Source organism: Catenulispora acidiphila DSM 44928 (genome assembly GCF_000024025.1).
GTDB classification, from domain to species: domain Bacteria; phylum Actinomycetota; class Actinomycetes; order Streptomycetales; family Catenulisporaceae; genus Catenulispora; species Catenulispora acidiphila.
Genome location: NC_013131.1, coordinates 7699877 through 7723705 on the forward strand (window position 1 = coordinate 7699877; position 23829 = coordinate 7723705).

Here is a 23829-nt window from a genome sequence, read left to right on the forward strand (position 1 = left end):
TCCGCTCAGTGGCTACATCGCGGGATAGGCGTTCTCCACCTCCTGCTGGAATTCAGCGGCGAACCACTGTCCGGCCGGCACGTCGTAGCCGGGGATCGACCCGGTCGAGTAGGTCCCGCCGTTGCCGTCGGTGTTGGTCCCGGCCGGGTCGCAGTGCGGGTCGCCGTGGCTGTGCGAGGCGCTCGGGTAGTCGCCGTCGGACTCCCCCGGAGGCTTGATCCACACGTAGGCGATGATGTGGTTGGACGCGCCGTACGGCTGTACCGTCGGCCGCGAGCCGACCCCCGCGCCGTTCTGGTTGCACCAGTCACCGCGGAAGGAGCGCTGGTCCACCTTGTTGGCCGCGACGTAGGTGTCCACGGTCGTCGGCGAGGAGTTCAGCGCGGTCGGGCGGTTCGGGCCGCCCCAGCCGTTGCGCGAGGTGTCGATGAGCATCCCGATGTTGGCCGAGAAGCCCTGGCCGACCAGTTGGCTGTACATCGCCTGGTCGTAGTCGTACTCGTCGAAGTACGGGTTGTACTGGTAGAACTTCGCCGAGTCCAGCGGGTTGCCGCCGACCTGCAGGGTCGAGTTCGGCAGGAACGGCTCGGTGGTCGGGGTGTAGTTGGCCGTGTTGGAGATGAAGCCGTCGACGCTGGCGAACCCGGCCGTCGTGGCCCGGGCCACCTTGGCGAACTCCTGCGCCGCCGGACCCATGTTGGAGGACCAGCCCAGCCACGCCGAGTGCGCGATGTCCACGTAGTTGTAGACGTTGGAGATCGCGTGCAGCTTGTTCAGGGCGTATTCGACCCCGGACTCGTAGAACGGCGTCGCCGTCGCGCACGCGGACTTGCTCTGGTTGGTCACCGCGTTCGGCAGCGAGTCCGGTTCGACGATCGCGACGATCCGGATGCCGGAGTACTTCGGGTCGGCCAGGATCGCCGAGATCGGGTCGATGTACTGCGACTCGTACTCGGTCAGGCCGGCGGCGGTCGCCGGGATCTCGCCGTTGGAGGCCAGTGCGGCGCAGTCGCGCCCCGGCAGGTCGTAGATGACGACCTCGAAGGTGATCGGAGTCCCCGCCTTCTGCTGGCTCAGCGCCTGATCCAGATGCCACTGCAGACCGTGGTGCACGCTGTCGCCGGTGCCGGTGATGGCCGCGATCCGGTCCATCCAGACCGCGGTCGCGTAGCCGGCCATCTTCGACTCGGAGGCTGCCAGAGCCGGGTTCGACGACTGGTCGGCGGCCGCCTGGGCGTTGACCTCGCCGGCGTAGTCCGGGCTCAGGTACTGCGAGGCGCCCACGAACGGGTTGGCCACGTGCCCGCCTCCGCCGCCGCCGGTCGACGGGGTCGTCGAGGGCGTGGTGGACGGCGTGGTGGAGGGCGTCGTAGACGGGGTCGTGGACGGGGTCGTGCTCGGCGTGGTCGTCGGCGTCGTGGACGGCGTGGACGGCGTGGTCGTCGGCGTCGTCGGCGGCGGAGTGGTCCCGCTGCACGTCATCCCGTTGACCGAGAACGACGTCGGCGCCGCGTTGGTCCCGGAGTAGCCGAAGTTCCCCGCCGGGGTCACGGTTCCGCCGGAGGCCACCGCGCCGTTATAGGACGCGTTGGTGACGGTGACCGTCTTGCCGGACTGGTTCCAGGTGCCGTTCCAGCCGTTCTGCAGCGTCTGGTTGCCGGCGTAGGAGTAGCTGAGCGTCCAGTTCGTCCACGCCGGACCGTTGTCGGTGATGACCACCTGCGCGCCGAAGCCGCTCCCGGAGTCCCACGTCGTGGAGTACACCGCGGTGCATCCGGCGGCGGTCGCCGCGTTCGAGCTGGTCGTGGTCAGCGCCGCGAGCCCGCCGGCCACCCCAAGCGTCACACCGGCTGCCACGAAGGCACTGGTGAGGCGTCTGGCTCTGCCGGTGGCGCTGGGTGAGCTTTGTCCCATGATCCTCTCCTCTCTGCTGGTTGTCCCAGGCTCCGAAGAGCCCTGATATGCGAGCCCTCCTGGGTTCGAGGGCGCGGCGGCGGAGCCGTCCCCACCGCGGGACGGATGTCAGTGCTCGGCGATGCTCAGCCGGAGTCGCGCACCACCAGCTCGGTGGGGAACACCGTCGCCGGGGGCATGTCGACCTCCCCGATGAGCCGCCTGGTGAGATGCCGGGCCATCGCCTCTCCCATGTCCTCCACGGGCTGGCGGACGGTGGTCAGGCGCGGATCGGTGTGCAGGGCCAGCGGCGCGTCGTCGAAGCCGACGACCGCGACGTCGTCCGGGACCCGGCGTCCGGCCCGCCGCAGGGCGCGCAGGGCGCCCAGGGCCATCAGGTCGGACGCGGCGAACACCGCGTCCAGGTCCGGGTGGTGCTCCAAGAGCCGCTGCATCGCGTGCTCCCCGGAGGTCGGGGTGAAGTCGCCGTAGGCGATGGTGCCCACGGCGTCGGCTTCGGCGATCGCGTCGCGGTAGCCGGCCCGGCGGTCGGCGCCGACCGCCATGTCGGGCGGTCCGGCGATCGACACCACCTTGCGGCGCCCGGACTTCAGCAGACGGTTCACCGCCTCGTACGCGCCGCAGCGGTTGTCGGCGTCGACGTAGGGCAGCTCGCCCGGCGTCATCGGACGGCCGGCGGCGACCGTCGGCACGCGCATGGCGCGCAGCATCGGGACCAACGGGTCCCGATCGTGAGCGCTGATCAGGAGAACGCCGTCGGCGAGCCCCTTGGACAGGTAGCGCTCGACCGAGCCGTGGTCGGCCGGTCCGCGCACGACGAGCAGGACCAACTGGATGTCGCCGGTGCGCAGAGCCTGCCCGGCGCCGAGCAATATTCGGGAGAAGAAGGTGTCCGCGAAAAGCCGCACACCGTCCTCGCACACCACCGCGGCGATCGAGCTGACCTTGGCCCGGCGCGAGGCGCGGGCCCGCTGGCGGACGTAGGACAGGCGGGAAACTGCGTTGTGTACTTCGGTACGGGCGCTGCCGCTGACCCCTGCGGTGCCGTTGAGCACACGCGAGGCGGTGGCTGGGGAAACACCGGCCAACGCGGCCACGTCGGCCAGGGTGGGGCGCGGACCCGGAGTGGCGGAACGGGTCATCTCAAAGTTCTCCGACTTGTGGGGGGACGGATGAACAGCGGGTGTCGGACGGCTCACGTCAAGTTCATGAGAGCGCTCTCATGAAACTCGTCGCACCGCACGGAGTTGTCAAGACCCGGGGTGGACGATCGGGGTGCCCGGTACCGGTGGAATGAAAGTTTCATCACCTGACGGGTGCCGTCCTGGGGATTAGCGGCTCCGACCTTGCGCCGTCGTTGAAAGCGTTCCTACGTTCCGCGCGACATGTCGGAGCGATGAAGGAGGCTTATGTTCGCCAGACAGAGGCTGAGACCGCGGCCAAGACTGCGGGCGGCCCTCGGCGCGACGGCCGCCGTGGCGCTCATGGCCGGTTCGGCGACCGCGGCGGTGCTCGTACCCGGGACCGCGAGCGCCGCGACCACCGTGCAGTGTCAGGTCACGTATACGGTCGCCAACGACTGGGGTTCCGGGTTCACCACGAACATCACGATAGCCAACGTCGGCACGAGCGCGTGGACCGGGTGGACGCTGGGCTACAGCTATTCCGGCAACCAGACGCTGCAAAGCGGCTGGAACGGAACCTGGTCGCAGTCGGGCAAGGCGGTGACGGTCGCCAACGTCTCCTATAACGGTTCAGTCGCCGCCGGCGCCACCACCAGCATCGGAGCCAATTTCACGTACAGCGGCGCGAACACCGCGCCGACCGTGTTCAGCGTCAACGGCACTACGTGCAACGGCGTGGGCTCGCCGTCCTCGCCGACGGGTACGACGCCGAGCACCACTCCCAGCACGACGCCGAGCACTACTCCCAGCACGACCCCGAGCACCACCCCGAGTACGACGCCCAGCACCACCCCGAGCTCCCCTCCCCCGACGTCCGGCGCCCCGGCGCTGCACGTCTCGGGCAACCAGCTCCTGGACAGCACCGGCAAGGTCTTCGTCCCGCACGGGGTGAACCGCTCCGGCGCGGAGTTCGCGTGCGTGCAGGGCAAGGGCATCTTCGACGGTCCGGTCGACGACGCCTCGGTGGCGGCGATCGCCTCCTGGAAGGTGAACGTCGTCCGGGTTCCGCTGAACGAGGACTGCTGGCTCGGTGAGTCCACCGTGCTGCCGCAGTACGGCGGAGCCACGTACCAGGCGGCGATCGAGAGCTTCGTCAGTCTGCTGCACAAGCACGGCATGGCGGTCATCCTGGACCTGCACTGGACCGACGGCGTCTACACCGGCCAGTCCTCGGCATGTTCGGTGGCGACGGCGACCTGCCAGAAGCCGATGCCCGACGCGGCGAACGCCCCGGCGTTCTGGGCTTCGGTGGCCGGGGCGTTCAAGAACGACCAGTCGACCGTCTTCGACCTGTTCAACGAGCCCTACCCGGACTTCGCCGCGGGCTTCAACGCCGCGCTGGGCTGGTCCTGCTGGCAGAACGGCGGGACCTGCACCGGCATCAACTACCAGGTCGCCGGAATGCAGTCGCTGGTCAACGCGGTGCGCGGCGCCGGGGCGGGCAACGTCCTGATGCTCGGCGGCGTGGCGTACTCCAACGACCTGAGCCAGTGGCTGGCCCACGAGCCGACGGACCCCTCGCACAACCTCGTGGCGTCCTGGCACTCGTACAACTTCAACTCGTGCTCGTCCTCGTCGTGCTGGGACTCCCAGGTCGCACCGGTCATCGCGCAGGTGCCGGTGATCCCTGGGGAGATCGGCGAGAACGACTGCGGCCACTCCTACATCGACACGCTGATGGCGTGGCTGGACAGCCACCACACCGGCTACGCGGCGTGGACGTGGAACACCTGGGACTGCTCCTCGGGTCCCTCGTTGATCAGCGCGTACGACGGAACGCCCACGAACTACGGCGCCGGATACAAGGCGCACCTGGGCACCTTCTGACACGGTTTACCCAACACTGTTTACCTAACACGGTTTATCTGACACCTGACACAGGTTCCGACACCTGGGGATCGTCCGGTGCCGCCAGCAGGACCGGCGGCACCGGACGAGAGTGTCGCGCCGCGACCGGGTCAGGCGGCCCGGTCGCGGTAGGCGTGGTAGCGCTCGCGGACTTCCGGGAGCGGCTTGGCCTCGTAGGTCTCAGTGCCCTGAGTGACGCGCCGAGGCGGCTCCTCCGAGCCCTCCAAGACCCAGGCGGCCTGCGCAGCGGCGCCGTCGGCGACGTACTCCCCCGGCGGCGGCACGGTCACCGAGTGCCCCAGGACCGCCGGAGCGATGGTGCGGACGGCCTCGGAGCGCGCTCCGCCGCCGATGAGCAGTATCCGTGAAACCGGTACGCCCACCTCGGTGAGGGCGTCCAGACCGTCCGCCAGGCCGCACAGCATGCCCTCCACGGCGGCGCGCGCCAGGTGCGCCGAGGTCGCGTTGGCCAGGCGCAGTCCGTGGATCGAGCCGGCGGCGTCGGGCAGGTTCGGCGTGCGCTCGCCTTCCAGGTACGGGATGAGCGTGAGCCCGTCCGCGCCGGGTGCGGCCGACAGCGCGAGGTCCGACAGCTCGTGGAGATCCACGCCGGCCATCCCCGCCGCGGCGTCCAAAACGCGTGCGGCGTTGAGCGTGCAGACCAGCGGGAGGTGGCGGCCGGTGGCATCGGCGAACCCCGCGACAGTGCCGGTCGGTTCGGCGGTCGGGGTGTCGCAGACCGCGAACACGGTCCCCGACGTACCGATCGAGACCACGACGTCGCCGACCCGGGCGCCCAGGCCCAGGGCGGCCGCGGCGTTGTCGCCGGCGCCGGGACCGAGCACGATGTCGCCGAAATGTCCGACGGCTTCCCGGATTCCGGCGACGCGCGGCAGGACCAGGTCCCGCCCGAACGCCAGCGTCAGGAGATCGCGGCGGTACTCCTCCGTGGCCGGGGACCAGTAGGCGGTTCCCGAGGCGTCGCTACGATCCGTGGTCAGTTCACTGATATCGGTACTGCCGCGCAGGCGCCAGGTGAGCCAGTCGTGCGGCAGGCAGACCGCCGCCACCCGCGCGGCGTTCTCCGGTTCGTGCTCGGCGAGCCAGCGCAGCTTGGTGGCGGTGAACGAGGCGACCGGCACCGAGCCGATCGCCTGCGCCCACGCCTCGGCGCCGAGTTCGCGCACGAGATCGTCCGCCGCCTGCGCGGACCGGGTGTCGTTCCACAGCAGCGCGGGACGCACCACGGCGCCGTTCTCGTCGAGGCACACCATGCCGTGCTGCTGGCCGCCGACCGCCAGCGCCTCGACGCCGCCCGGTCCGCCGGCCGCCTCGATCGCCGCGGTCAGCGCGCGCCACCACGCCTCGGGGTCCACCTCGGTCCCGGCCGGGTGCGGGGCGGAGCCCTGGCGTACCAGGGCTCCGCTGTCCACATCCCGGATCACGACCTTGCACGACTGCGTCGAGGAGTCGACGCCGGCCGCCAGCCTCACCGCGCGCCCATCAGGTGCTCGACGGCGAGTTGGGTCAGGCGGACCGCGCCGAGACCGCGCTCGGCGGCCTCCTCGGGGTCGAAGTCCTCGAAGGCGGTGCGGTCGGCGAGCAGGTCGGCGTAGGTCTCGCCGGCGGCGAGGGTCGGCGTCCCCAGGTCGTCCACGCGGGCCGCGGCGCGCGCCTCGACGACCTCGGGGTCGGCGCGGAAGGCCGCGGCGCGCTCCTTGAGCAGCAGGTAGGTGCTCATGTTCGCGGCGGCGGACTGCCAGACGCCGGTGATGTCCTCGGTGCGGGAGGGCTTGTAGTCGAAGTGCCGCGGCCCTTCGTAGCCGCCGGTCTCCAGCAGGTCCACCAGGAAGAAGGCGTTGAGCAGGTCGCCGTGGCCGAAGACCAGGTCCTGGTCGAACTTGATGCCGCGCTGGCCGTTGAGGTCGATGTGGAACAGCTTGCCCTGCCACAGCGCCTGCGCGATGCCGTGGGCGAAGTTCAGGCCGGCCATCTGCTCGTGCCCGACCTCGGGGTTGAGCCCGACCATGTCGGCGTGCTCCAGGGTGCTGATGAAGCCCAGGGCGTGGCCGATGGTCGGCAGCAGGATGTCGCCGCGGGGCTCGTTGGGCTTGGGCTCCAGGGCGAAGCGGATGCCGTAGCCGCGGTCGGTGACGTAGGCGGCCAGCATGTCCAGACCCTCGCGGTAGCGGTCCAGCGCGGCGCGCACGTCCTTGGCGGCGTCGGACTCCGAGCCCTCGCGGCCGCCCCAGAAGACGTAGGTGTCCGCGCCGAGTTCGGCGGCCAGGTCCAGGTTGCGCATGACCTTGCGCAGCGCGTAGCGGCGGACGTCGCGGTCGTTGCTGGTGAACGCGCCGTCCTTGAAGACCGGGTGCTTGAACAGGTTGGTGGTCGCCATCGGCACCTTCAGGCCGGTGGCGTCCAGGGCCTCGCGGAAGCGGGCGATGTGCTTGGCGCGCTCGTCGTCGGCGGAGCCGAACGGGATGAGGTCGTCGTCGTGGAAGGTGACGCCGTAGGCGCCGAGCTCGGCGAGCCGGTGGACGGTCTCCACCGGGTCCAGCGCGGGGCGGGTCGGGTCGCCGAACGGATCCTGGGCCTGCCAGCCCACGGTCCACAGGCCGAAGGTGAATTTGTCAGCGGGGGACGGTGCGACGGTCATCGCGGACTCCTGGGCACGGCTCGTCGGGGAATTGTTCAATGGATGAACTTATGGACGGACTGTGGCATTGTCAAGACATGCCCGCGCCCACCAGCCCCGCCGGCCCGGCCAGAGCGACCGGCTCCGCCGACCGCGCCGTCCCCAACCCCGCCCGGCAGGGGAGCATCCGCAACGCCAACCTGGCGCTGCTCTACGGCCTGATCCTGGACGCCCCGGCGCCGCTGTCCCGCGCCGCGCTGGCCGCCACCACCGGTGTGACCCGCGCCACAGCCTCCGCGCTGGCCGACACGCTGCTGGAGGCGGGACTGGTCGCGGAAGTCTCACCGCCGCCGGCCACCGGCGCGGGCCGTCCGGCCGCCGGCCTGGTCCCGGCCGCCGAGGGCCCGGCCGGGCTCGGGCTGGAGATCAACGTGGACTACCTGGCGGCCTGCGTGGTGGACCTGACCGGCGCCGTCCGCGCCACCGTCATATCCGCGGGCGACCAGCGCGACCGCTCGGTGTCGGAGGTGCTGGCCGATCTGGCCGGGCTGGCGCGCCAGGCCGTCTCGGAGGCCGGGCTGACCGTCGCCGGCGCCGCGGTCGCCGTCCCGGGTCTGGTCGAGGCGCCGCACGGACGGATCCGGAGCGCGCCGAACCTGGTGTGGCAGGACGTGGAGATCGGCGCGGCGCTGCGCAGCGCGCTGCCGGAGACGCCGTTCGAGCCGGTCGTCGGGAACGAGGCGGATTTCGCAGCCCTGGCCGAGGCGCACGGGGTTTTCGACGGGGACGCGGACGGCCCGGCGGCGCCGCTGACCGACTTCCTGTACGTCTCGGGCGAGATAGGCGTCGGCGCGGGCGTCATCCTGGACCGCGAGCTGTTCCGCGGCGCGCGGGGGTGGGCCGGCGAGATCGGGCACGTCACGGTCCAGCCCGAGGGGGTCCAGTGCCGCTGCGGCGCGCGGGGCTGTCTGGAGACTGTCGCAGGACTCGAAGCGCTGCGCCGCGACGGACCCGAAGCCGCTGCTTCGGCACTCGGCCGGGCGGCAGCGGCCGCGGTGAACCTGCTGGATCTGCCGGCGGTCGTCCTCGGCGGCGCCTATGCCCGGCCGGAGTTCGCCGCGCTGGTTCCGGGGGTGGAGAAGGCACTGGCCGACCATGTGATCTCGGCGCGATGGGCTCCGGTCGCCGTGCACGTGTCGCGGCGCGGAACCGCGGCGGCGGTGACCGGCGCGGCGACGGCGGTCATCCGGCGGGTGCACGCCGATCCGGCGGCTTGGATGGCGGCACGCTGATCGGTGGGCGTCGACCTGCCACGCCGGCCTCGACCCCTGGCGCGCCACGTCACCCGGATGACGGCGACCGACAGGACACGCCCGCGCCCCCGATGAGTTGCTGGGTGGGGGTCCACTCGACCTGAAGGAGGTCTTGAGGCGATGTCCAAGTCGAGCAAGAAGAACGAGGGCGGCGGCGAGCACGTCGCGAAGTCCGAGGTGCGCCACCGGTACAAGGTGACGGAGCTCGCCGACTTCACGCGGCGCGAGACGAAGCCCGACGGCACGGAGAAACTCATGCCGCGCGTGGCCGTCCTGACCCCGATGAACGGGGGTAAACAGGTGCGGGCCTACGTCCCGGGCAACCTCGACGAGCCGGTCGAGGTCGGCACGGTCGTGATGTGCCGCGCACACGACAAGCCCAACAAGGGCGACGGTCCGCCGGTGAAGTTCCGGATCACCAACGTCCTCGGCTCGGGCGCCGGAGCCGCGTCCGACACCATGAGCGCCGCGCAGAACGCGCAGCTCGCAGGCCGCGCCCCGGCCGGGGCGATGCCGATGGAGTCGAGCGAGACCGTCCGCCGGTGACGTTCCGGCACGGATGAGGTCGACGATTCGGGGCGTCCCGCAACGGGGCGCCCCGGATTCATACCCCTGATATCAGAGCTCTGTTTGTGCTGCTGGTACCTCAGTGTTCAGCTGCCGCAGCACCAGGTAGCCGCCGATACCGGGCAGCAGCGCGAGCACCTTGGCGGGAGTCGCCGCACTCCCGTTGCGCCACGTCGCGAGGACGATGACGAGGTACGCGCAGCCGTGCGCCGGCCCGAACAACGACGTGATCGGCTGCCAATGAACGGTCGCGAGGTTGCCCAGCAGCACGAGCAACGTCACGAACTCGACGAACGCGGCGATGCGGAAAAACCGGGTAGGCACGCTCAAGCTCCCGTCGTCGAGCCGGGCCGCACGATCATCAGGACCGTGACAGTCGCCCACAACAGGTTGAAGACCCCGGCTGCGGCAGCCAGCCGACTTGCCGCCACAGCCGTCACTTCTTCAAGCGCAGCCTGTTGCGCGGGCAATATCCACAACCCGAGAACCGCCGCCGCCACAGCCGTCAGCGTGATGGCGGTGATCAGCCAGGCGCTCCCCAGAACGCCCATATTGCTCGCGGTCGCGAACCCGAAAACGGGAACGGCGATGGCGATCCCCGCGTACACCCGGCACACGCGATGCAGCAGACGGAGCCCGGTCACAGCATCAGGGTCCTCAGAAGCGGAAGCCTGTCGCAGGGCCCTGGGAAACATGCTCGCGGCGACGGCCACCGGCCCGACCGCGATGATGGCCGCCACGACGTGCAGCGACAGCAAGAATTTGGTCACCTCGTGACGCTATCCAGCCGCCGCCCCGCGCCCCAGTGGCAATAATGACAGGTTCCACCGGGAAAACGCCAACCGCCTCGCTATACTCCTGAACTGCAGAAACATGTTCACAGTCCGCAGTTTTCCGATCCTCGCCGAGGTATGTTCCCGCCATGCACACCGTCGCCATCATCGCCCTGGACGGCGTGATCCCCTTCGACCTCGCGACGCCGATCGAGGTGTTCACCCGCTCCCGTCTGCCCGACGGACGCTCCGGCTACCAAGTGCGCGTGTGCGCCGAGCATCCCGAGCTCGACGCGGGAGCCTTCACTCTGCGCGCGCCATGGGGACTGGAAGCGCTCCAGGACGCCGACACGATCATCGTCCCCGGCGTCGCTGAACCCCTCGCGCCGCTGCCGACGACCGTCCGCGAAGCCCTGCGCGCCGCCGCGGCGAACGGCACCCGCATCGCCTCGATCTGCACCGGCACCTTCCCTCTCGCCGCGACCGGCCTGCTCGACGGCCTGCGCGCCACCACCCACTGGATCGCCGCCGAGCGTCTCGCCGCCGCGTACCCGGCGATCGACGTGGACGCCAGCGTCCTGTACGTCGACAACGGCCAGATCCTCACCTCCGCCGGCGCCGCCGCCGGTCTGGACCTGTGCCTGCACCTGATCCGCAAGGACTACGGCTCCGCCGTCGCCGCGCACGCCGCCCGCCTGTCGGTGATGCCGCTGGAGCGCGAGGGCGGCCAAGCCCAGTTCATCGTGCACGACCACACTCCCGTCGCACCGCGGGGCGCCACGCTGGAACCGCTGCTCGCCTGGCTCCGGGACAACCTCAACCGCGACCTGACCCTCCCCGACATCGCTGCCGAAGCCGGACTGAGCACCCGCACGCTGATCCGCCGCTTCCGCGAGCAGACCGGCACGACCCCGCTTCAGTGGCTGCACCGGGCCCGCGTCCGGCGCGCGCAACATCTGCTGGAGACCACGCAGCACCCGGTCGAGCGGATCGCGACGCAGGTGGGGTTCGGGTCGGCGACAGCCTTCCGCGACCGGTTCAAGAAGACCACCGGGACCAGCCCGAACGCCTACCGCCGGACGTTCAGCTGAGCGGTCGCGGAAGCGCTCCCCCAGCGATCCGGGCGAGGCAAGCAGACCGGGCGGTCCGAGCAAACTGCGCGAACCGAGCGGACCGAGCGCACCGACCAGACCAAGCAAACCAAGCGAGCCGACTGCCACCCCGGCCGACCAGGCACGCAAGCGCAAGCGCGCCACCACACGCACACGCCCAAGCAAGCCCGCCCCACCCGCACGATCGCACACACTTCCGAACCCCCACCCCCGCAACCACCCACCCGCCACCCGCGCCGCGCGAACAACCCTTATGGCCCTCTCCAACTGGCGCCCCACCCCTAAAAGGATCTCTAGTGGGTTTTCAGTAGGCCGCCGAACCACCGGTGGCCGCGAGAGGAATGAGCGCACCATGCAGCACCTGCGTCCGGCCCGGACCGCCGGTATCGTCCTCGCCGCGGCCCTGCTGGCCGCGGCCGCCGCCGGATGCGGCAGTGCCGGATCGAGCAACAAGTCCAGCTCCTCGGGAGGCACCGCGACCGGCTCGAACTCCAGCGTCCGCATCGGCATCCTGCTGCCGGAGTCCAAGACCACCCGGTACGAGGCTTTCGACAAGCCGCTGCTGGAGGCCGAGCTCCAGGCCCGGATGCCCGGCGTGCAGGTCGACTACTACAACGCCGGGCAGGACGCCACGGTGCAGCAGACCCAGGTCGACACCGCCCTGACCAAGGGCGACAAGGTCCTGATCCTGGACGCCGTGGACTCCAAGTCCATCCAGGCCTCCGTGCAGAAGGCGCACGACGCCGGCGTGAAGGTCGTCGCCTACGACCGTCTCGCGCAGGGGCCGGTGGACGCGTACGTCTCCTTCGACAACGTGAAGGTCGGCGAGCTGCAGGGCACCGCGCTGCTGGCCGCGCTGGGCTCGAACGCCGCCACCCAGCAAATCGTGATGATCAACGGCTCGCCCACCGACCCGAACGCCGCGCAGTTCAAGCAGGGCGCGCACTCGGTGCTCAACGGCAAGGTGAAGATCGGCAAGGAGTACGACACCCCGAACTGGGACCCGAACACCGCCAACCAGGAGATGGCCGGCGCCATCACCGCGCTGGGGGCGCCGAACATCCACGGCGTCTACTCCGCCAACGACGGCATGGCCGCCGGTATCGCCACCGCGCTGAGCGCGGCGAACCTGCACGTGCCGCTGACCGGCCAGGACGCCCAGCTCGACGCGCTGCAGCGGATCCAGGCCGGCACGCAGACCATGACGATCTACAAGCCGTACAAGCCGGAGGCCACCGCGGCCGCCGACGTGGCCGTGGAGTTCGCGCAGGGCCGGACCCCCGGCAACGACCTGCTGCCGGACAAGCAGACCTCGGGCTCCGGCAACGTGGTCCCGTCCAAGCTGATCACCCCGATCGTCGTGGACAAGACGAACATGTGCACCACCGTCGTCAAGGACGGCCTGTACACCGCCGCGCAGATCGGCATCACCTGCTGATCCCTCCCGGGTCGCCGCCAGAGAGCAGCAGAACACCGAGCCCCGAGCCACGCGGAGGTACGCCCATGCCCGACACCACTTCGCAACCCGTGCTGGAACTGCGCGGTGTCTCCAAACGGTTCGGGGCCGTGCAGGCCCTCACCAACGTCGACCTATCGGTCCACGCCGGCGAGGTGGTCGCCCTGGTCGGCGACAACGGCGCCGGCAAGTCCACCCTGGTGAAGACCATCGCCGGGGTGAACCAGCCGGACGAGGGCGACATCGTCTGGCAGGGCGGCTCGGTCGGCATCAAAGGACCGCACGACGCCCAGAAGCTCGGCATCGCCACCGTCTACCAGGACCTGGCGCTCGCCGACAACCTGGACGTGGTCGGCAACCTGTTCCTGGGCAGCGAGATCCGGCGGGCCGGGGTCCTGGACGAGATCGCGATGGAGGGCCGCTCGCGGGAGCTGCTGCAGACGCTGTCGATCCGCATCCCCAGCGTCCGCATCCCGGTCGCCTCGCTGTCCGGAGGCCAGCGGCAGACCGTGGCGATCGCCCGCTCGCTGATCGGCGATCCCAAGGTGGTGCTGCTCGACGAACCCACCGCGGCCCTCGGCGTGGAGCAGACCGCGCAGGTGCTGGACCTGGTCGAGCGGCTGCGCGTCCGGAACCTCGGGGTGATCCTGATCAGCCACAGCATGGAGGACGTGATGGCCGTCGCCGACACCATCGTGGTCCTGCGGCTGGGCCGGAACAACGGGATCTTCGAGCGGGACCAGACCACCCAGGAGGAGATCATCTCGGCGATCACCGGCGCCACCGACAACGCCGTCACCAGGCGGGCGGCCCGGCACTCGGAGGGACAGCAATGAGCCAGAACCCGAACCCCGGCGACCCGGGCGGCCCGGGCGGCTCCGAGCACGGCGAGGACGCCGCGCCGCTCGGCCTGTCCGGCGCCGGCGACACCGCCGACGAGCGCGGGGCACCGGTCGGCAGCCCCCAGTCGGTCACCGGCAAGGTCGAGGAACTCCTGGCCGCCGGCGCCACCCCGGCGGAGGCCACGGCGCAGGCCGCGAAGGCGACCGGGGAGTCCAGGGAGGTCGTCCGGGAGATCGTCGAGACGATGGTCCCGGCGGCCGGTTCGGCTGCCGACCCGCGGCTGTTGCAGCAACAGGCCGGCCTGGCCGGCTACTGGGCGGCGTTCGTGCGCCGGCTCAAGGGCGGCGAGCTCGGCTCGCTGCCGGTGGTCGCGGCGCTGATCATCATCTGGATCGTGTTCTACGCCCTGAACAGCACATTCCTGTCGGCGCAGAACCTGTCCAACCTCTCCCAGCAGATCGTCGGCACCGGGATGATCGCCCTGGGCATCGTCTTCGTGCTGCTGCTCGGCGAGATCGACCTGGCGGCGGGCTCGGTGTCGGGTCTGGCGGCCGCGGTGTTCGCCGTGGAGTCGGTGAACAACGGGGTCAACCAGTATCTGGCGCTGCTGCTGGCCCTGGCCACCGGCGCCGGGACCGGGTTCGTCCACGGCTTCTTCTTCGCCCGGATCGGCGTGCCGGCGTTCGTCGTCACCCTGGCCGGCAACCTGGGCTGGAACGGCCTGATGCTCAACATTCTGGGCTCCACCGGCACCGTCAACCTGCCCAACAACGGCATCGTCTCCAAGCTCTACAACACGATCTACGGCCAACTCGCCGCGGCGTACGGCGCCGCGATCATCGCGGTCGTGCTCTACGCGCTGGTGGCCCTGTACGGCCGGGCGCGCCGGGTCAGGGCCGGGATCCCGGCGCCGCCGATCGGCGAGATCGCGGCGCGGGTGGTCCTGCTGGCGATCGTCGCCTTCCTCACGGCCTACGTGTTCAACCAGTACAAGGGCCTGCCGCTGGCGCCGCTGATCTTCCTGATCTTCATCGTGGTCGGCGACTTCATCCTGCGCCGCACGGTCTACGGCCGCCGCATCTTCGCCGTCGGCGGCAACATCGAGGCCGCCCGGCGGGCCGGTATCAGCGTGCCGTTCATCCGGCTCACGGTCTTCATGATCAGCGGCCTGATGGCCGCGGTCGGCGGTCTGTTCCTGGCCGGCCAGATCGAGTCCGCCTCCCAGACCTCCGGCGGCGGCAACCTGCTGCTGAACGCGATCGCCGCGGCGGTCATCGGCGGCACGAGCCTGTTCGGCGGACGCGGCAAGACCTGGTCGGCGCTGCTCGGTGCGCTGGTCATCGGCTCGATCCAGTCCGGCATGAACATCCAGGGCCTGTCGAACAGCATCCAGTTCATGGTCACCGGCGCCGTGCTGCTGGCCGCGGTGGTCATCGACTCCGTGGCGCGGCGGACGCAGAAGGCGAGCGGTCGCGTTTAGCGGTCGCAGCCTGCTGCTAACCAGTAACGACAGCTCGCGCCATACACAGTTACGAATATCGGCCTCACCGCCGCGCAGTCCGCGTCATCCGCGGGCTGCGCGGCGCTGTATCGCCACTCGCCACCCCTGCTACGCCGGCGACGCGGCAGCCTCGGCCACCGCCGCGCGAATCCCGCTGTCGATCTCGTAGGCGAGGATCAGCTCGGCGATGGCACGCGGGTTCGACAGCGAGCGCCCCGTCTGCTTCTCCAGCCGCCGCAACCGGTTCCGCACCGTGTTCGGGTGCACGAACAGCCTGCGTCCGGCCTCCCCCGCCGAGCCGTCGGCGTCCAGCCAGGCGCCGAAGGTGTCCAGCAGCAGCGTGCGGTCCTGGATCGGCAGCTCCTCGAGCCCGGCCAGGATTCCGCGCGCCACGCGCGGCATGATGTCCGGCGCGCTGCCCGCCACCGCCGACAGCGGATCGCTGCCGAACACCACGACGCGGCGGCGCTCTGCCGCGCCGTGCAAAGCGATCCGGGCCAGGCGCAACGCCAGCGACGTCGAGCGCAGGTCGTCGTAAGGCGGCGACACGCCCACGCGCGCGCCCTCGCCGACGTGCAACGCGGTGACCAGGCGGTCCAGCTGTGCGCTCGGTCCGGGCAGCGCGGCGACGCCGATCTCGACGTCGTGCATCAGCCGCCAGGCCGAGTCGATGCCGAGGACGCCGAGGCCCTGCTCGATGTGCGGCAGCGCGTGCCGCCCTATCGCCGGCACGCGGGCGGCGATCACCACGAACGGACCGCTGGCGGGCAGCCGCAGCTGTTCGGCGGCCTCCCACAGGTTGGTGTCCGCGAGGCGCCCTTCGAGCAGCGCCTGGACCACCGCGGCGCGGCGCTGTTCCTCGCTGCGGATCTGGCGGCTCAGCTCGTCGCGGTAGCCGGTGGACATCTCGCGGGTGAAGGCTTCCAGCGACGCGATCAAGATGGTCGCGGCGTCCAGGCACGCGTCGGAGGACATCCCCATCCCGCGTGCCGTCTCCACGATCGCCGACCACACCACGCGGAAGGCGACGCGGTAGCCGTCCATCACGACGGTCAGCGGGATGCCGTCGGCGGCTCCTACGCGGCCGGTGGGTCCGGCGGCGCGCAGGTCGGCTTTCTGGCTGCGGGCCATCGGATCGAAGGCGGAGACGACGTGATCGTGCACTGATGCCCGCAACATCTCGCGGCTGACCATGCCGGCGTAGACAGGGAACTGCTTGTAGACCCGCGTCACCACCGTCTCGGTGAGCTCCTCCGCCCGCTCCAGCATCAAAGCGGCGAGCATCGTCAGCTCGGCCAACTTCTGTTCGTCGTACTCCTGCCGCGAGCTCCCGATCTCCACACGGCGCACCTTAGTGCGGCGGCGGTCTGCTGACAGGACGAATCGCAGATCCTCACTCTTAGGTGGGCGGTTCTGCCCACCCGGCGGCCTAACGTGGCTGGTTTCCGACAGCCTCCTGCCACGGGAAGGGCCGGTCCAGCGCCTCCTCGCGGCGCAGCATCGCGACGGAAGTGACAGCATCCTGATCCACGCCGCGATAGGGATCGGCGACCGCCGCTTCGAGCAACGGGACGACCGATCCAGACTCCATCGACGCCCGCACCGCCGGATGCATCGCCTCCAGCGCGCCGGCCCGTTCCATCTCCAACGTCCACACGACTTCGATGCCTGACATCCGCGCGACGTGCGCGTAGGCGAACAGGCGGGCCGCGATCGGCAGCTCCGGATCCGCGTCCCGGATCAGCACGTGCATCAACGGCACGTCCTTGGCAGTCAACGACGCGATCAGCTGGACCTGGCGGACCACCTCGGCGTCGCGCTGGAGTGCCTCGCGTGCCTGCTCCCGGACGGCGGGATCGCGGACTTCGCGGTACGCGGCGAGCCGCACGGCCGGGGAGGTGCACTCGTGCAGGCTGATCGCGGCGGCGACGCCCGGCTCGCGGCCCGCGTACGTCAGCAGCCTGACGAGCACGGCGTTCGGCGTCAGCGGGTTCCCGGCCAGCGCCATCCGGACGCGCGCGCTGGTCTGCGGGCGCAGCGCGTAGTCGACGACGGGCCGGGACAGCGGGGCGTGACCGGCGATCCGGACGAGCGCGCGGGCGTTGCGGACGGCGTGCGGCTCCCCGACGATGGCGCCGGTCGCGCCCATGGGCGCCGCGTCGGCCGCGATGTGCGGCAGCGTCTCCGGCGGCGCCAGGGCGAGCAGGATGTTGGCGCCGCGCCACAGATGCTCGTCCAAGCCCAGCAAGGCGTGGACCGGGATGTCGTCCCCGGGCTGCGGTTGCTGTTTCAGCAGGCTGCGAATGCTTCCCGGCCACGCGTCGACGGTGACGACAGCCTCGGTCCAGTCTGCGACTCCCCGTCCGGCGCCGTGCCGGATCCGCCGGGCCAGCGCCGACGCGGCGTCCCCGGTTCCGGCGTCCAGCAGGACGGTCAGCGCGACCAGGGCCGGACGCACCCGGCTGTAGAGGTCCTCGACGCTGATCGTGCCGACCCGCAGGCCGATGAGGACCAGGTCGCGCAAGTGGCCGAAGGCGTCGTGGGCCGGGTGGCCGAGGCGCTCCAGGTCGTGGTCGTAGTCGTCGATGGTGGGACGGGCCCGCAAAGCCGGCGGCGGCAGGAGATGGCGCTGCAGCATCGGATCCGGCATCTCCTGGCTGAAGGCGGTCAAGAGGTCGGAGTAGGTCCCCTTGAACGTGTCCTGATAATCGGCGATCAGCCGCTGGGCCTCCGCGACGCGCGCGGCCGCCTCGGCCTGGTCGTAGTCGTCGATGTGCTCGCGTCCTGGCTCCATACACACAACACGCAACCTTGTACCGAACGGGTCTCAGACCCCTTTTACAAGCTCAACGCTGGTTATGGTGGAAACGTGTCCGAGTTCGGGATCGAGATGCGCCGCCTGCGCATGCGCCGCGAGTTGTCGCTGGCCGGTCTGGCTGACCGCGTGCACTACGACAAGGGTTATCTGAGCAAGATCGAGACCGGGCGGCTGCCGGCCAACCGCCGGCTGGCCATCCTGGTCGATGTGGAGCTGGGCGCCGACGGAGACCTGGTCGCGTTGGTGCCCGAAGAGCCGCGGCGCCGGGGCGGATCCGGCGTCGCGGCCGTCTCGGACGCCGAGCCGGACTGGGGCGGCGAGCTGGTCGCCTTCGGCGAGGCGCTGGCCGTCCCGCTGGGACTGCCGCCGATGGCCGGCCGCGACCACACCGACGACCAGCGGCTGCTTACTCACTACCGCGACGAGTTCGACCGGCACCGCCGGCTGAGCCAGCAGCTGCCGCCGGAACTGGTGCTGCGGCGGCTGATCGTCGATTTCAATACCCTGATGGAGTTGGCGCAGACCTCGACGACGTCGGCCTCACCGCTGCACCTGCTGGCAGCCCGCTACGCCGAGTTCATCGGCTGGATGTGCCAGGAAGCCGGGCGCTTGGACCTCGCGCTGTCCTGGACGCGCCGCACCGCGGATCTGGCGACCCGCGCCGAAGCCGCCGACCTCGCCGTCTACACGCTGGTGCGGGAGGCGGAACTGGCGCTGTACGACGGGGATCCGGTGACCGCGATGGAACTGGCCGAGCGCGTGCTGGAGGATCCGCGGGCCCGAGCGCGCAGCCGCGGACTGGCCGCGCACCGCCAGGCGCAGGCTTTTGCGATACGCGGAGACCACGCGCGCTGCCTGAGTTCGCTGGCCCACGCGCGCGATCTGCTCCATCCCGAACGCCTCGCGCAGGACGAGCCGGTGGTCGGCTCCGTCACTGTCGGCGGGCTGGACAACGCGATAGCCGGCTGGTGTCACTACGACCTGGGACGTCCGCAGCGCGCCAGCGAGTTCCTGGCCGACGCTCTGGAGCGGACACCGGCTGAGGCGCATCGCTCGCGCGCGCTGTTCGGTGCGCGGCTCGCGCTCGCCTATGAGGCGTCCGGCGAACTCGAGGAGATGCAGGCTGTGACGCTTCGCGTCTTGGACGACGCCAGCTTGGTGCGCTCTGCGGGCGCCAACGCCGAGCTGCGCGGGCTGTCGCGGGCTCTGATGCGCCACCACAATGTCCGTGCCCTGCGAGAGTTGCGAACCAGCCTCGATGAGGCGCTCGTCGGCGCGCGACGCGCCTGATGAGCGAGAGGAGCGCACGCTGTGCGGCGACTGGTAGCGGAGTGAACGCGACCGATAGCCCAGCCATAGAAGTCAACACAGTCGCCGAGATAGCCGAAGCTGCGGAGACGACCGACTGGCGGCGGCTGGACAGCGTCGTGGTCTTGGCGACGCCCTGGTTCGACGTACGTCAGGATGCTGTCATCCGTCCCGACGGCGCGGCGGACGTCTATCACCACGTCGCCACTCCCGGCTCGGTGACGGTGCTGCCGGTCGCGGAGGACGGGCGCGTTCTGTTGACCCGCCAATGGATCTACACGCACGGCGGCGTCCAGTGGCGCCTTCCCGCCGGCACCATCGAGCGCTTCGACGAGCGCCCCGTCGCCGCCGCGCGCCGCGAGCTGGCTGAGGAGACCGGGCTGCGCGCCGCACGCTGGGTCGCGCTCGGAGCCGTCAACGGCGCCGACAGTCTGACGAACCATGTCGACCATGTCTTCGTCGCCCAGGAGCTGACGCAGGGCGAGGCCGCGCGCGAGGGCGGCGAGGCGGACATGGCGCTGTGCTGGCTGTCCTTCGAGCAGGCGCTGGAGCTGGTGTGGTCGGGGCAGATCCGGCATGCCGGGAGCGCGTATGCGCTGATGTCTTTTAAGCATCTGCGGGAGCTGTAGATGCGGCGTCGCAGAGCTCTTACTGATCGTCAGAGTGCTGATTGTCGTCCGGGTCCTCGGCGAGCAAGTGCTCGATAGCCTTTTCGCACAACTCGCGGATCATTTCCGGCGGGATCGCGTAGTCCCGTCCGGGCAGGAACGAGACGGGGTCCGCCAGCGCGCCGTCCGGGCCGAAGGGCTCGACGACGACTTCGATGTCGACCACATCGCCCTCGGTGAGTCCGAGGACCACGTCGGAGTCCTCGGCGAAGAGCTCGCCGGCGTGCTGATACCGGTAGCTGAAGCGAACGCCTACTGCCCCTCCGTACTCCGAGGCCTCCGTCGGGAGCGCCAGCTGCTCGCTGAGCGCGGCGACGAGCTGCCGCGATGTGGCGCCCACGGGGATCCGGACTTCGTGCGAGACCTGGAGCGACTGGTTGCGCGCGTAGATGTGTATGGTCTGCTCGTGCTGCTCGTGCTCGTCGCGCGGGGACGGCTCGCGGACCGGCGCGGGTGCGGGCAGGACCTTGGTGCCGACCGCGCGGTCGCGCGTCCAGACCGCCGTCAGCTGCTCGGCGGCGGCCTGTCGGCGTCCGCCGAAGGCGTCCAGGTATCGGCGGGGAGCCAGGACCGGCGGCAGTTCGCTGTCGTCCAGGCGCACGATGAAGACGAAGGGGCGCGCGCGGCGCTGCTCCAGCACCATCGCCGCGGAGATCTCGCTGTTGACCCAGTAGCGGTCGCGTGCCGCCGCGGACCAGACGAGCACGTAGAAGTCCGAGCGTTCCAGGGCGCCGTTGATGCTCATCACGACGTCGTCGCCCGGGAGGATGTCCATGATGTCGAGGAAGGGGTCGATCCCGCGCTCCAGGAGGTCTTGGTGGAACTTCAGGACCTCGGTGCGGTCGGCTGTCGCGTAGGAGATGAAGACCGCGGGACCGCGGCCGTCGGGATGATGCGGCATGTTCTCTCATTCGGTCTCAAGGCGTACGGAACAGGCGGCGGATCAACTGCGCCGGCCGACGGGCCGACGCTCGCAATATAGGCGCCTTCACCTGATGCCCTGAATCCCCGTACAGAGTCCAACACGCCCACCAGGCCGGATGCCCTGGGTCCGGCACGGCCGCGTTCGGCGCCACGCGGCCGTCGCGGACGTCGAGCTGCGCGCGCCGGAGCGCGACGTCGCGCGGGAGGTAGCGCAGATAGCTCTCGAAGCGGTCCAGCAGGACTGTGGTGATGGAGACCTCTGCGATCCATCGCGCGGCCACGACCGAGGCGGCGCCGGCGTGGAGACCGGCGCGGACGAAGCCGGTGCGCTCATCGCGGCCTACGCGCTGCGCCATGCCTGATTCGCACGCGCCGAGGATCAGGGTCCCGCATGCTTGGAGATCTGCTTGCTGGAAGCGTGCCGGCTGGATCCGACCGTCACGCTGATCTTTGTTCTTGCCCGCAAACTGAAGCCAGGTCTGCGAGGCATCCCTCGGATCGGTCTGACCGTGCCCCAGAATCCGCACACGCCGATATGCCTTCTGTTTCAGCTCGCGCTCGAACCCCTCCGGCGTGGCGTCGAAGGCACTGATCATCAGTGCTCTGCCACCCCGATTGCCCGCAGACCTGTGCCGAAGCAGCGGACGCGCCGACAGACACGGCAGGTCCGACACCGCGAAGCGGCAGACGATCGGCGCCGGCTCGCCGTCCGGACCGTCCTTGATCGGCAGCGCTGCCAACGGAATATCGGACAGCACGCCCCCCGCGACAACCACCAGCCGCTTGATCCGCCGCGGCATCAGACCCAGCACCGTCTCGACCCCGATCTCGGCGCCGAGCTGCTCGATCAGCTGGGAGACACGCTCTCGACCCTCGGCCTGACCGAGCCGGAATTCGTTGCACTCCCTTCGCAGGGCTTTGACGAGCTTCTCCAGCGTGCTGCGATTCGCCGGGAGGTCGATGTGGTGCGCCAGGTCGCGGCCGATGATGCCGTGGTGCACGCGTTCGGGGCGGGCGTGCATGATCCAGATCGCCTCGTCGCGGGCCGTGGCGTCGGCGATGCCCCGCAGCCACCGCCACGCGGCGGCGCCGTCGCCGGGATGCGGGAGCCGGCGCAGCGCGCGCTCGGCGTCGGGCGCGATGCGGCCGAGGATCGCGGCGCCGCGTGCCGACTCCATCGCCACGATCGCGGCGGCGACGGCCGTGGCCGCCGAGGCACCCGCGGGACCGGTCAGCGCGAGGTCGGCGGCGACGCGGATGCGCTCGTCGTGCTCGGTGGGGATGTCCTCCAGCAGCGTGGCGCGGATCTCGTCACTGACCTGCCGCGCGACCAGGTCCTCCTCCAGCGCGTGGGCGCGCGCCCAGCAATCCGAAGCCAGCTCCGGCTGCTTCAGCAACTCGTACGCCTCGCCGAGCTGTCGCAGAGCCCGGATACGGATCTCGAGCAGCGGTTCGGGCGCGGCGTACTCCAACGCGGCACTCAGATCCCGCACCGCCTCGGCGAGATCCGCCTCCCCCTTCCGACGCTTGAACGCCGCGATCCCCACTTCGCCGGACGCCAGATGCCAGTAGGCACGATCCCGGTCCGAGGCGGCGAGCGCGCGGATCGCATCCAGCTCGGTCCGTGCCCGCTCCGTCTCGCCACGATCGAGCAGGCTGAGGCTGTTCAGCAGCGTTCCGACGAACCGCGCAGCCGGCGATTCGCTCCCCCGCGCCGCACCGCCAACCCCCACCAAGGTCGTCGCGAGCTCCGCACTGATAGCCTTCAGCGCTTTACCGCGCCGCAGCGCGACCAGCAGCACGACCAGTTCCTCGAGCACCGGCAGCCGCAGGGCGTCGTCGAGGTCATCGCGCGCCAGCGTCGCCACGACAACTTGCAGCGCCTCCTCATAACGCTGCCGATTCCTAAGCGCGAACGCACGGGCCAACGCGCGCGGCACCGAGGTCATCGCGCCGGCATCCTCGGCAAGAATCGCCGCCACAGCCTCCTCGGACCCATCGCGCGCCCGCAGCAGCCGCAAATCCGCCTCGACAACAGCCGCCGAAGCCGCATCGCCGATGGACTCAAAAACCGCACGCGCCTCACTCAAATACCGATCGGCCACACCGCGATCATGCGCCGCCAACCCCTCAACGCGCCGCAGCCGAGCATGATCGCCAATCTCAAGCTCCGCACCCGAATCACCCGCAACAACCCCCCGAACCTCCGCAGCATCAGCCGCCGCAGCATCATGCAACCCCGACTCCGACCGCACCAAAGCCCGCTCAAGCAACAACGCCACCCGCGCCCCCGACCCCAGCACCCGCCCCGCGCCCAGATACCCCTCACACCGCAAACCAGCCCCCGCCAACACCCCCATAGCCCGCACAACACCCACATGCTCCGCAGCAATCAACCCCCACAACGCCTCATCACCAACACCCACCAACGCCAGCACGACGCCATAAGCAACATCAACCGCCGCCACCGCGCTCGCGACGGCTCCAGCCGCAGCCGCACCGCCACGAGGCTGCCCCGCACCGACGCCAGCTCCGGCCGCGATATTTGTCGCTCTCACCGAACTCGCGCCGGCTCCAGCCTCGCCCGCACCAGCTCCGGCTGCGCCACTCGCCTCCACCGCACCTGCACCAGCTCCAGCCGCACCGCGACCGGGTTGCCCCGCGCCAACACCCGCTCCCGCCGCGATCCCCGCCGCCTGCACCGAACTCGCGCCAATTCCAGCTGCACTGTCGCCAGTCTCGTCCGGAACGGCGCCAGTTTTGATCGCGCCATCCGCCGCCCCTGAACCCACGCCCCTGCTAGCCGCACTGCCGCTGGTCTCGCCAGCTCCAGCCGCAGTACCAGCAGCCTGCCGCGCACTCGCGCCAGCTCCAGCTCCAGCTCCAGCTCCAGCCTCACTGCCACCGGACTTCCTTGCGCCGACGCCAGCTCCGGCTGCGATGTCTGCCGCCCTCACCGAAC

General features: G+C 70.4%; 20 protein-coding genes. 9 read left to right on the top strand and 11 right to left on the bottom strand.

Features of this window, described 5'->3' with window-relative positions; all coding sequences use genetic code 11:
* Window positions 1–12: 12 nt before the first annotated feature.
* The gene (locus tag CACI_RS33110; protein ID WP_015795258.1) at window positions 13–1914 is read right to left on the bottom strand and encodes a glycoside hydrolase family 6 protein; all 1902 of its coding nucleotides are present in this window, start codon (window positions 1912–1914) and stop codon (window positions 13–15) included.
* Window positions 1915–2039: 125 nt separating this feature from the next.
* Complete coding sequence (locus tag CACI_RS33115) at window positions 2040–3056, bottom strand: LacI family DNA-binding transcriptional regulator (protein WP_015795259.1); 1017 nt, start codon at window positions 3054–3056, stop codon at window positions 2040–2042.
* 342 nt (window positions 3057–3398) lie between these two features.
* On the opposite strand from CACI_RS33115, the gene CACI_RS33120 reads away from it, so the two are divergent.
* The gene (locus CACI_RS33120; protein WP_143765477.1) at window positions 3399–4925 is read left to right on the top strand and encodes a cellulase family glycosylhydrolase; all 1527 of its coding nucleotides are present in this window, start codon (window positions 3399–3401) and stop codon (window positions 4923–4925) included.
* A gap of 131 nt (window positions 4926–5056) precedes the next feature.
* Here the strand turns inward: CACI_RS33120 and xylB are convergent, their stop codons facing one another.
* Both xylB and xylA read right to left on the bottom strand, forming a co-directional pair.
* The gene (gene xylB, locus CACI_RS33125) at window positions 5057–6439 is read right to left on the bottom strand and encodes a xylulokinase (RefSeq protein ID WP_015795261.1); all 1383 of its coding nucleotides are present in this window, start codon (window positions 6437–6439) and stop codon (window positions 5057–5059) included.
* The gene (gene xylA / locus CACI_RS33130) at window positions 6436–7605 is read right to left on the bottom strand and encodes a xylose isomerase (RefSeq protein WP_015795262.1); all 1170 of its coding nucleotides are present in this window, start codon (window positions 7603–7605) and stop codon (window positions 6436–6438) included. The genes xylB and xylA overlap by 4 nt, the downstream gene beginning before the upstream one ends.
* Window positions 7606–7682: 77 nt before the next feature.
* On the opposite strand from xylA, the gene CACI_RS33135 reads away from it, so the two are divergent.
* Both CACI_RS33135 and CACI_RS33140 read left to right on the top strand, forming a co-directional pair.
* On the top strand, window positions 7683–8876 hold the full coding sequence (locus CACI_RS33135) for an ROK family protein (protein ID WP_223297319.1): 1194 nt from the start codon (window positions 7683–7685) through the stop codon (window positions 8874–8876).
* 141 nt (window positions 8877–9017) lie between these two features.
* Window positions 9018–9443, top strand: a complete 426-nt coding sequence (locus CACI_RS33140; protein ID WP_015795264.1) for a hypothetical protein — start codon at window positions 9018–9020, stop codon at window positions 9441–9443.
* 72 nt (window positions 9444–9515) lie between these two features.
* On the opposite strand, the gene CACI_RS33145 is transcribed toward CACI_RS33140, so the two are convergent.
* Entirely contained in the window at window positions 9516–9788 is a 273-nt protein-coding gene (locus CACI_RS33145) for a DUF3817 domain-containing protein (protein WP_015795265.1), read from the bottom strand.
* Between the two features lie 2 nt (window positions 9789–9790).
* Complete coding sequence (locus CACI_RS33150; protein WP_015795266.1) at window positions 9791–10234, bottom strand: membrane protein; 444 nt, start codon at window positions 10232–10234, stop codon at window positions 9791–9793.
* Window positions 10235–10386: 152 nt separating this feature from the next.
* Between CACI_RS33150 and CACI_RS33155 the strand changes: the two genes are divergently transcribed.
* From CACI_RS33155 to CACI_RS33170, 4 genes are all read left to right on the top strand, one after another.
* A complete protein-coding gene (locus tag CACI_RS33155; RefSeq protein ID WP_015795267.1) occupies window positions 10387–11328 on the top strand; it encodes a GlxA family transcriptional regulator in 942 nt (313 codons plus the stop codon).
* 373 nt (window positions 11329–11701) lie between these two features.
* A complete protein-coding gene (locus CACI_RS33160) occupies window positions 11702–12787 on the top strand; it encodes a sugar ABC transporter substrate-binding protein (RefSeq protein WP_015795268.1) in 1086 nt (361 codons plus the stop codon).
* A gap of 65 nt (window positions 12788–12852) precedes the next feature.
* On the top strand, window positions 12853–13641 hold the full coding sequence (locus CACI_RS33165) for an ATP-binding cassette domain-containing protein (protein ID WP_015795269.1): 789 nt from the start codon (window positions 12853–12855) through the stop codon (window positions 13639–13641).
* 251 nt (window positions 13642–13892) lie between these two features.
* On the top strand, window positions 13893–15128 hold the full coding sequence (locus tag CACI_RS33170; protein ID WP_190276837.1) for a sugar ABC transporter permease: 1236 nt from the start codon (window positions 13893–13895) through the stop codon (window positions 15126–15128).
* Between the two features lie 129 nt (window positions 15129–15257).
* Here the strand turns inward: CACI_RS33170 and CACI_RS53950 are convergent, their stop codons facing one another.
* Together CACI_RS53950 and CACI_RS50425 are read right to left on the bottom strand one after the other, a co-directional pair.
* Complete coding sequence (locus tag CACI_RS53950) at window positions 15258–16490, bottom strand: PucR family transcriptional regulator (protein WP_015795271.1); 1233 nt, start codon at window positions 16488–16490, stop codon at window positions 15258–15260.
* Between the two features lie 88 nt (window positions 16491–16578).
* A complete protein-coding gene (locus CACI_RS50425; protein WP_015795272.1) occupies window positions 16579–17943 on the bottom strand; it encodes a hypothetical protein in 1365 nt (454 codons plus the stop codon).
* Between the two features lie 75 nt (window positions 17944–18018).
* On the opposite strand from CACI_RS50425, the gene CACI_RS51610 reads away from it, so the two are divergent.
* The gene (locus CACI_RS51610) at window positions 18019–19257 is read left to right on the top strand and encodes a helix-turn-helix domain-containing protein (protein WP_015795273.1); all 1239 of its coding nucleotides are present in this window, start codon (window positions 18019–18021) and stop codon (window positions 19255–19257) included.
* Between the two features lie 41 nt (window positions 19258–19298).
* Window positions 19299–19904 carry an NUDIX domain-containing protein gene (locus CACI_RS33190; protein ID WP_223297321.1) on the top strand — a complete coding sequence of 202 codons (606 nt, stop codon included), beginning with the start codon at window positions 19299–19301 and terminating at the stop codon, window positions 19902–19904.
* Between the two features lie 19 nt (window positions 19905–19923).
* On the opposite strand, the gene CACI_RS33195 is transcribed toward CACI_RS33190, so the two are convergent.
* The 3 genes from CACI_RS33195 to CACI_RS51615 form a co-directional block, all read right to left on the bottom strand.
* A complete protein-coding gene (locus CACI_RS33195) occupies window positions 19924–20844 on the bottom strand; it encodes a toll/interleukin-1 receptor domain-containing protein (RefSeq protein WP_015795275.1) in 921 nt (306 codons plus the stop codon).
* Window positions 20845–20860: 16 nt separating this feature from the next.
* Entirely contained in the window at window positions 20861–22972 is a 2112-nt protein-coding gene (locus CACI_RS50440) for a CHAT domain-containing protein (protein ID WP_190276657.1), read from the bottom strand.
* A 449-nt stretch (window positions 22973–23421) separates the two neighbouring features.
* Complete coding sequence (locus CACI_RS51615; RefSeq protein WP_190276658.1) at window positions 23422–23772, bottom strand: hypothetical protein; 351 nt, start codon at window positions 23770–23772, stop codon at window positions 23422–23424.
* Window positions 23773–23829: the final 57 nt, after the last annotated feature.

Excerpts from the sequence above, each read along its gene's own strand:
- CACI_RS33165 (WP_015795269.1), top strand. The coding sequence starts at position 12,853 with ATGCCCGACACCACTTCGCAACCCGTGCTGGAACTGCGCGGTGTCTCC.
- CACI_RS33155 (WP_015795267.1), top strand. The coding sequence starts at position 10,387 with ATGCACACCGTCGCCATCATCGCCCTGGACGGCGTGATCCCCTTCGAC.
- xylA (WP_015795262.1), bottom strand. The coding sequence starts at position 7,605 with ATGACCGTCGCACCGTCCCCCGCTGACAAATTCACCTTCGGCCTGTGG.
- CACI_RS33140 (WP_015795264.1), top strand. The coding sequence starts at position 9,018 with ATGTCCAAGTCGAGCAAGAAGAACGAGGGCGGCGGCGAGCACGTCGCG.
- CACI_RS33170 (WP_190276837.1), top strand. The coding sequence starts at position 13,893 with ATGGTCCCGGCGGCCGGTTCGGCTGCCGACCCGCGGCTGTTGCAGCAA.
- CACI_RS33115 (WP_015795259.1), bottom strand. The coding sequence starts at position 3,056 with ATGACCCGTTCCGCCACTCCGGGTCCGCGCCCCACCCTGGCCGACGTG.
- CACI_RS33160 (WP_015795268.1), top strand. The coding sequence starts at position 11,702 with ATGCAGCACCTGCGTCCGGCCCGGACCGCCGGTATCGTCCTCGCCGCG.
- CACI_RS50425 (WP_015795272.1), bottom strand. The coding sequence starts at position 17,943 with ATGGAGCCAGGACGCGAGCACATCGACGACTACGACCAGGCCGAGGCG.
- CACI_RS33120 (WP_143765477.1), top strand. The coding sequence starts at position 3,399 with ATGGCCGGTTCGGCGACCGCGGCGGTGCTCGTACCCGGGACCGCGAGC.
- CACI_RS33110 (WP_015795258.1), bottom strand. The coding sequence starts at position 1,914 with ATGGGACAAAGCTCACCCAGCGCCACCGGCAGAGCCAGACGCCTCACC.
- CACI_RS33195 (WP_015795275.1), bottom strand. The coding sequence starts at position 20,844 with ATGCCGCATCATCCCGACGGCCGCGGTCCCGCGGTCTTCATCTCCTAC.
- CACI_RS33135 (WP_223297319.1), top strand. The coding sequence starts at position 7,683 with ATGCCCGCGCCCACCAGCCCCGCCGGCCCGGCCAGAGCGACCGGCTCC.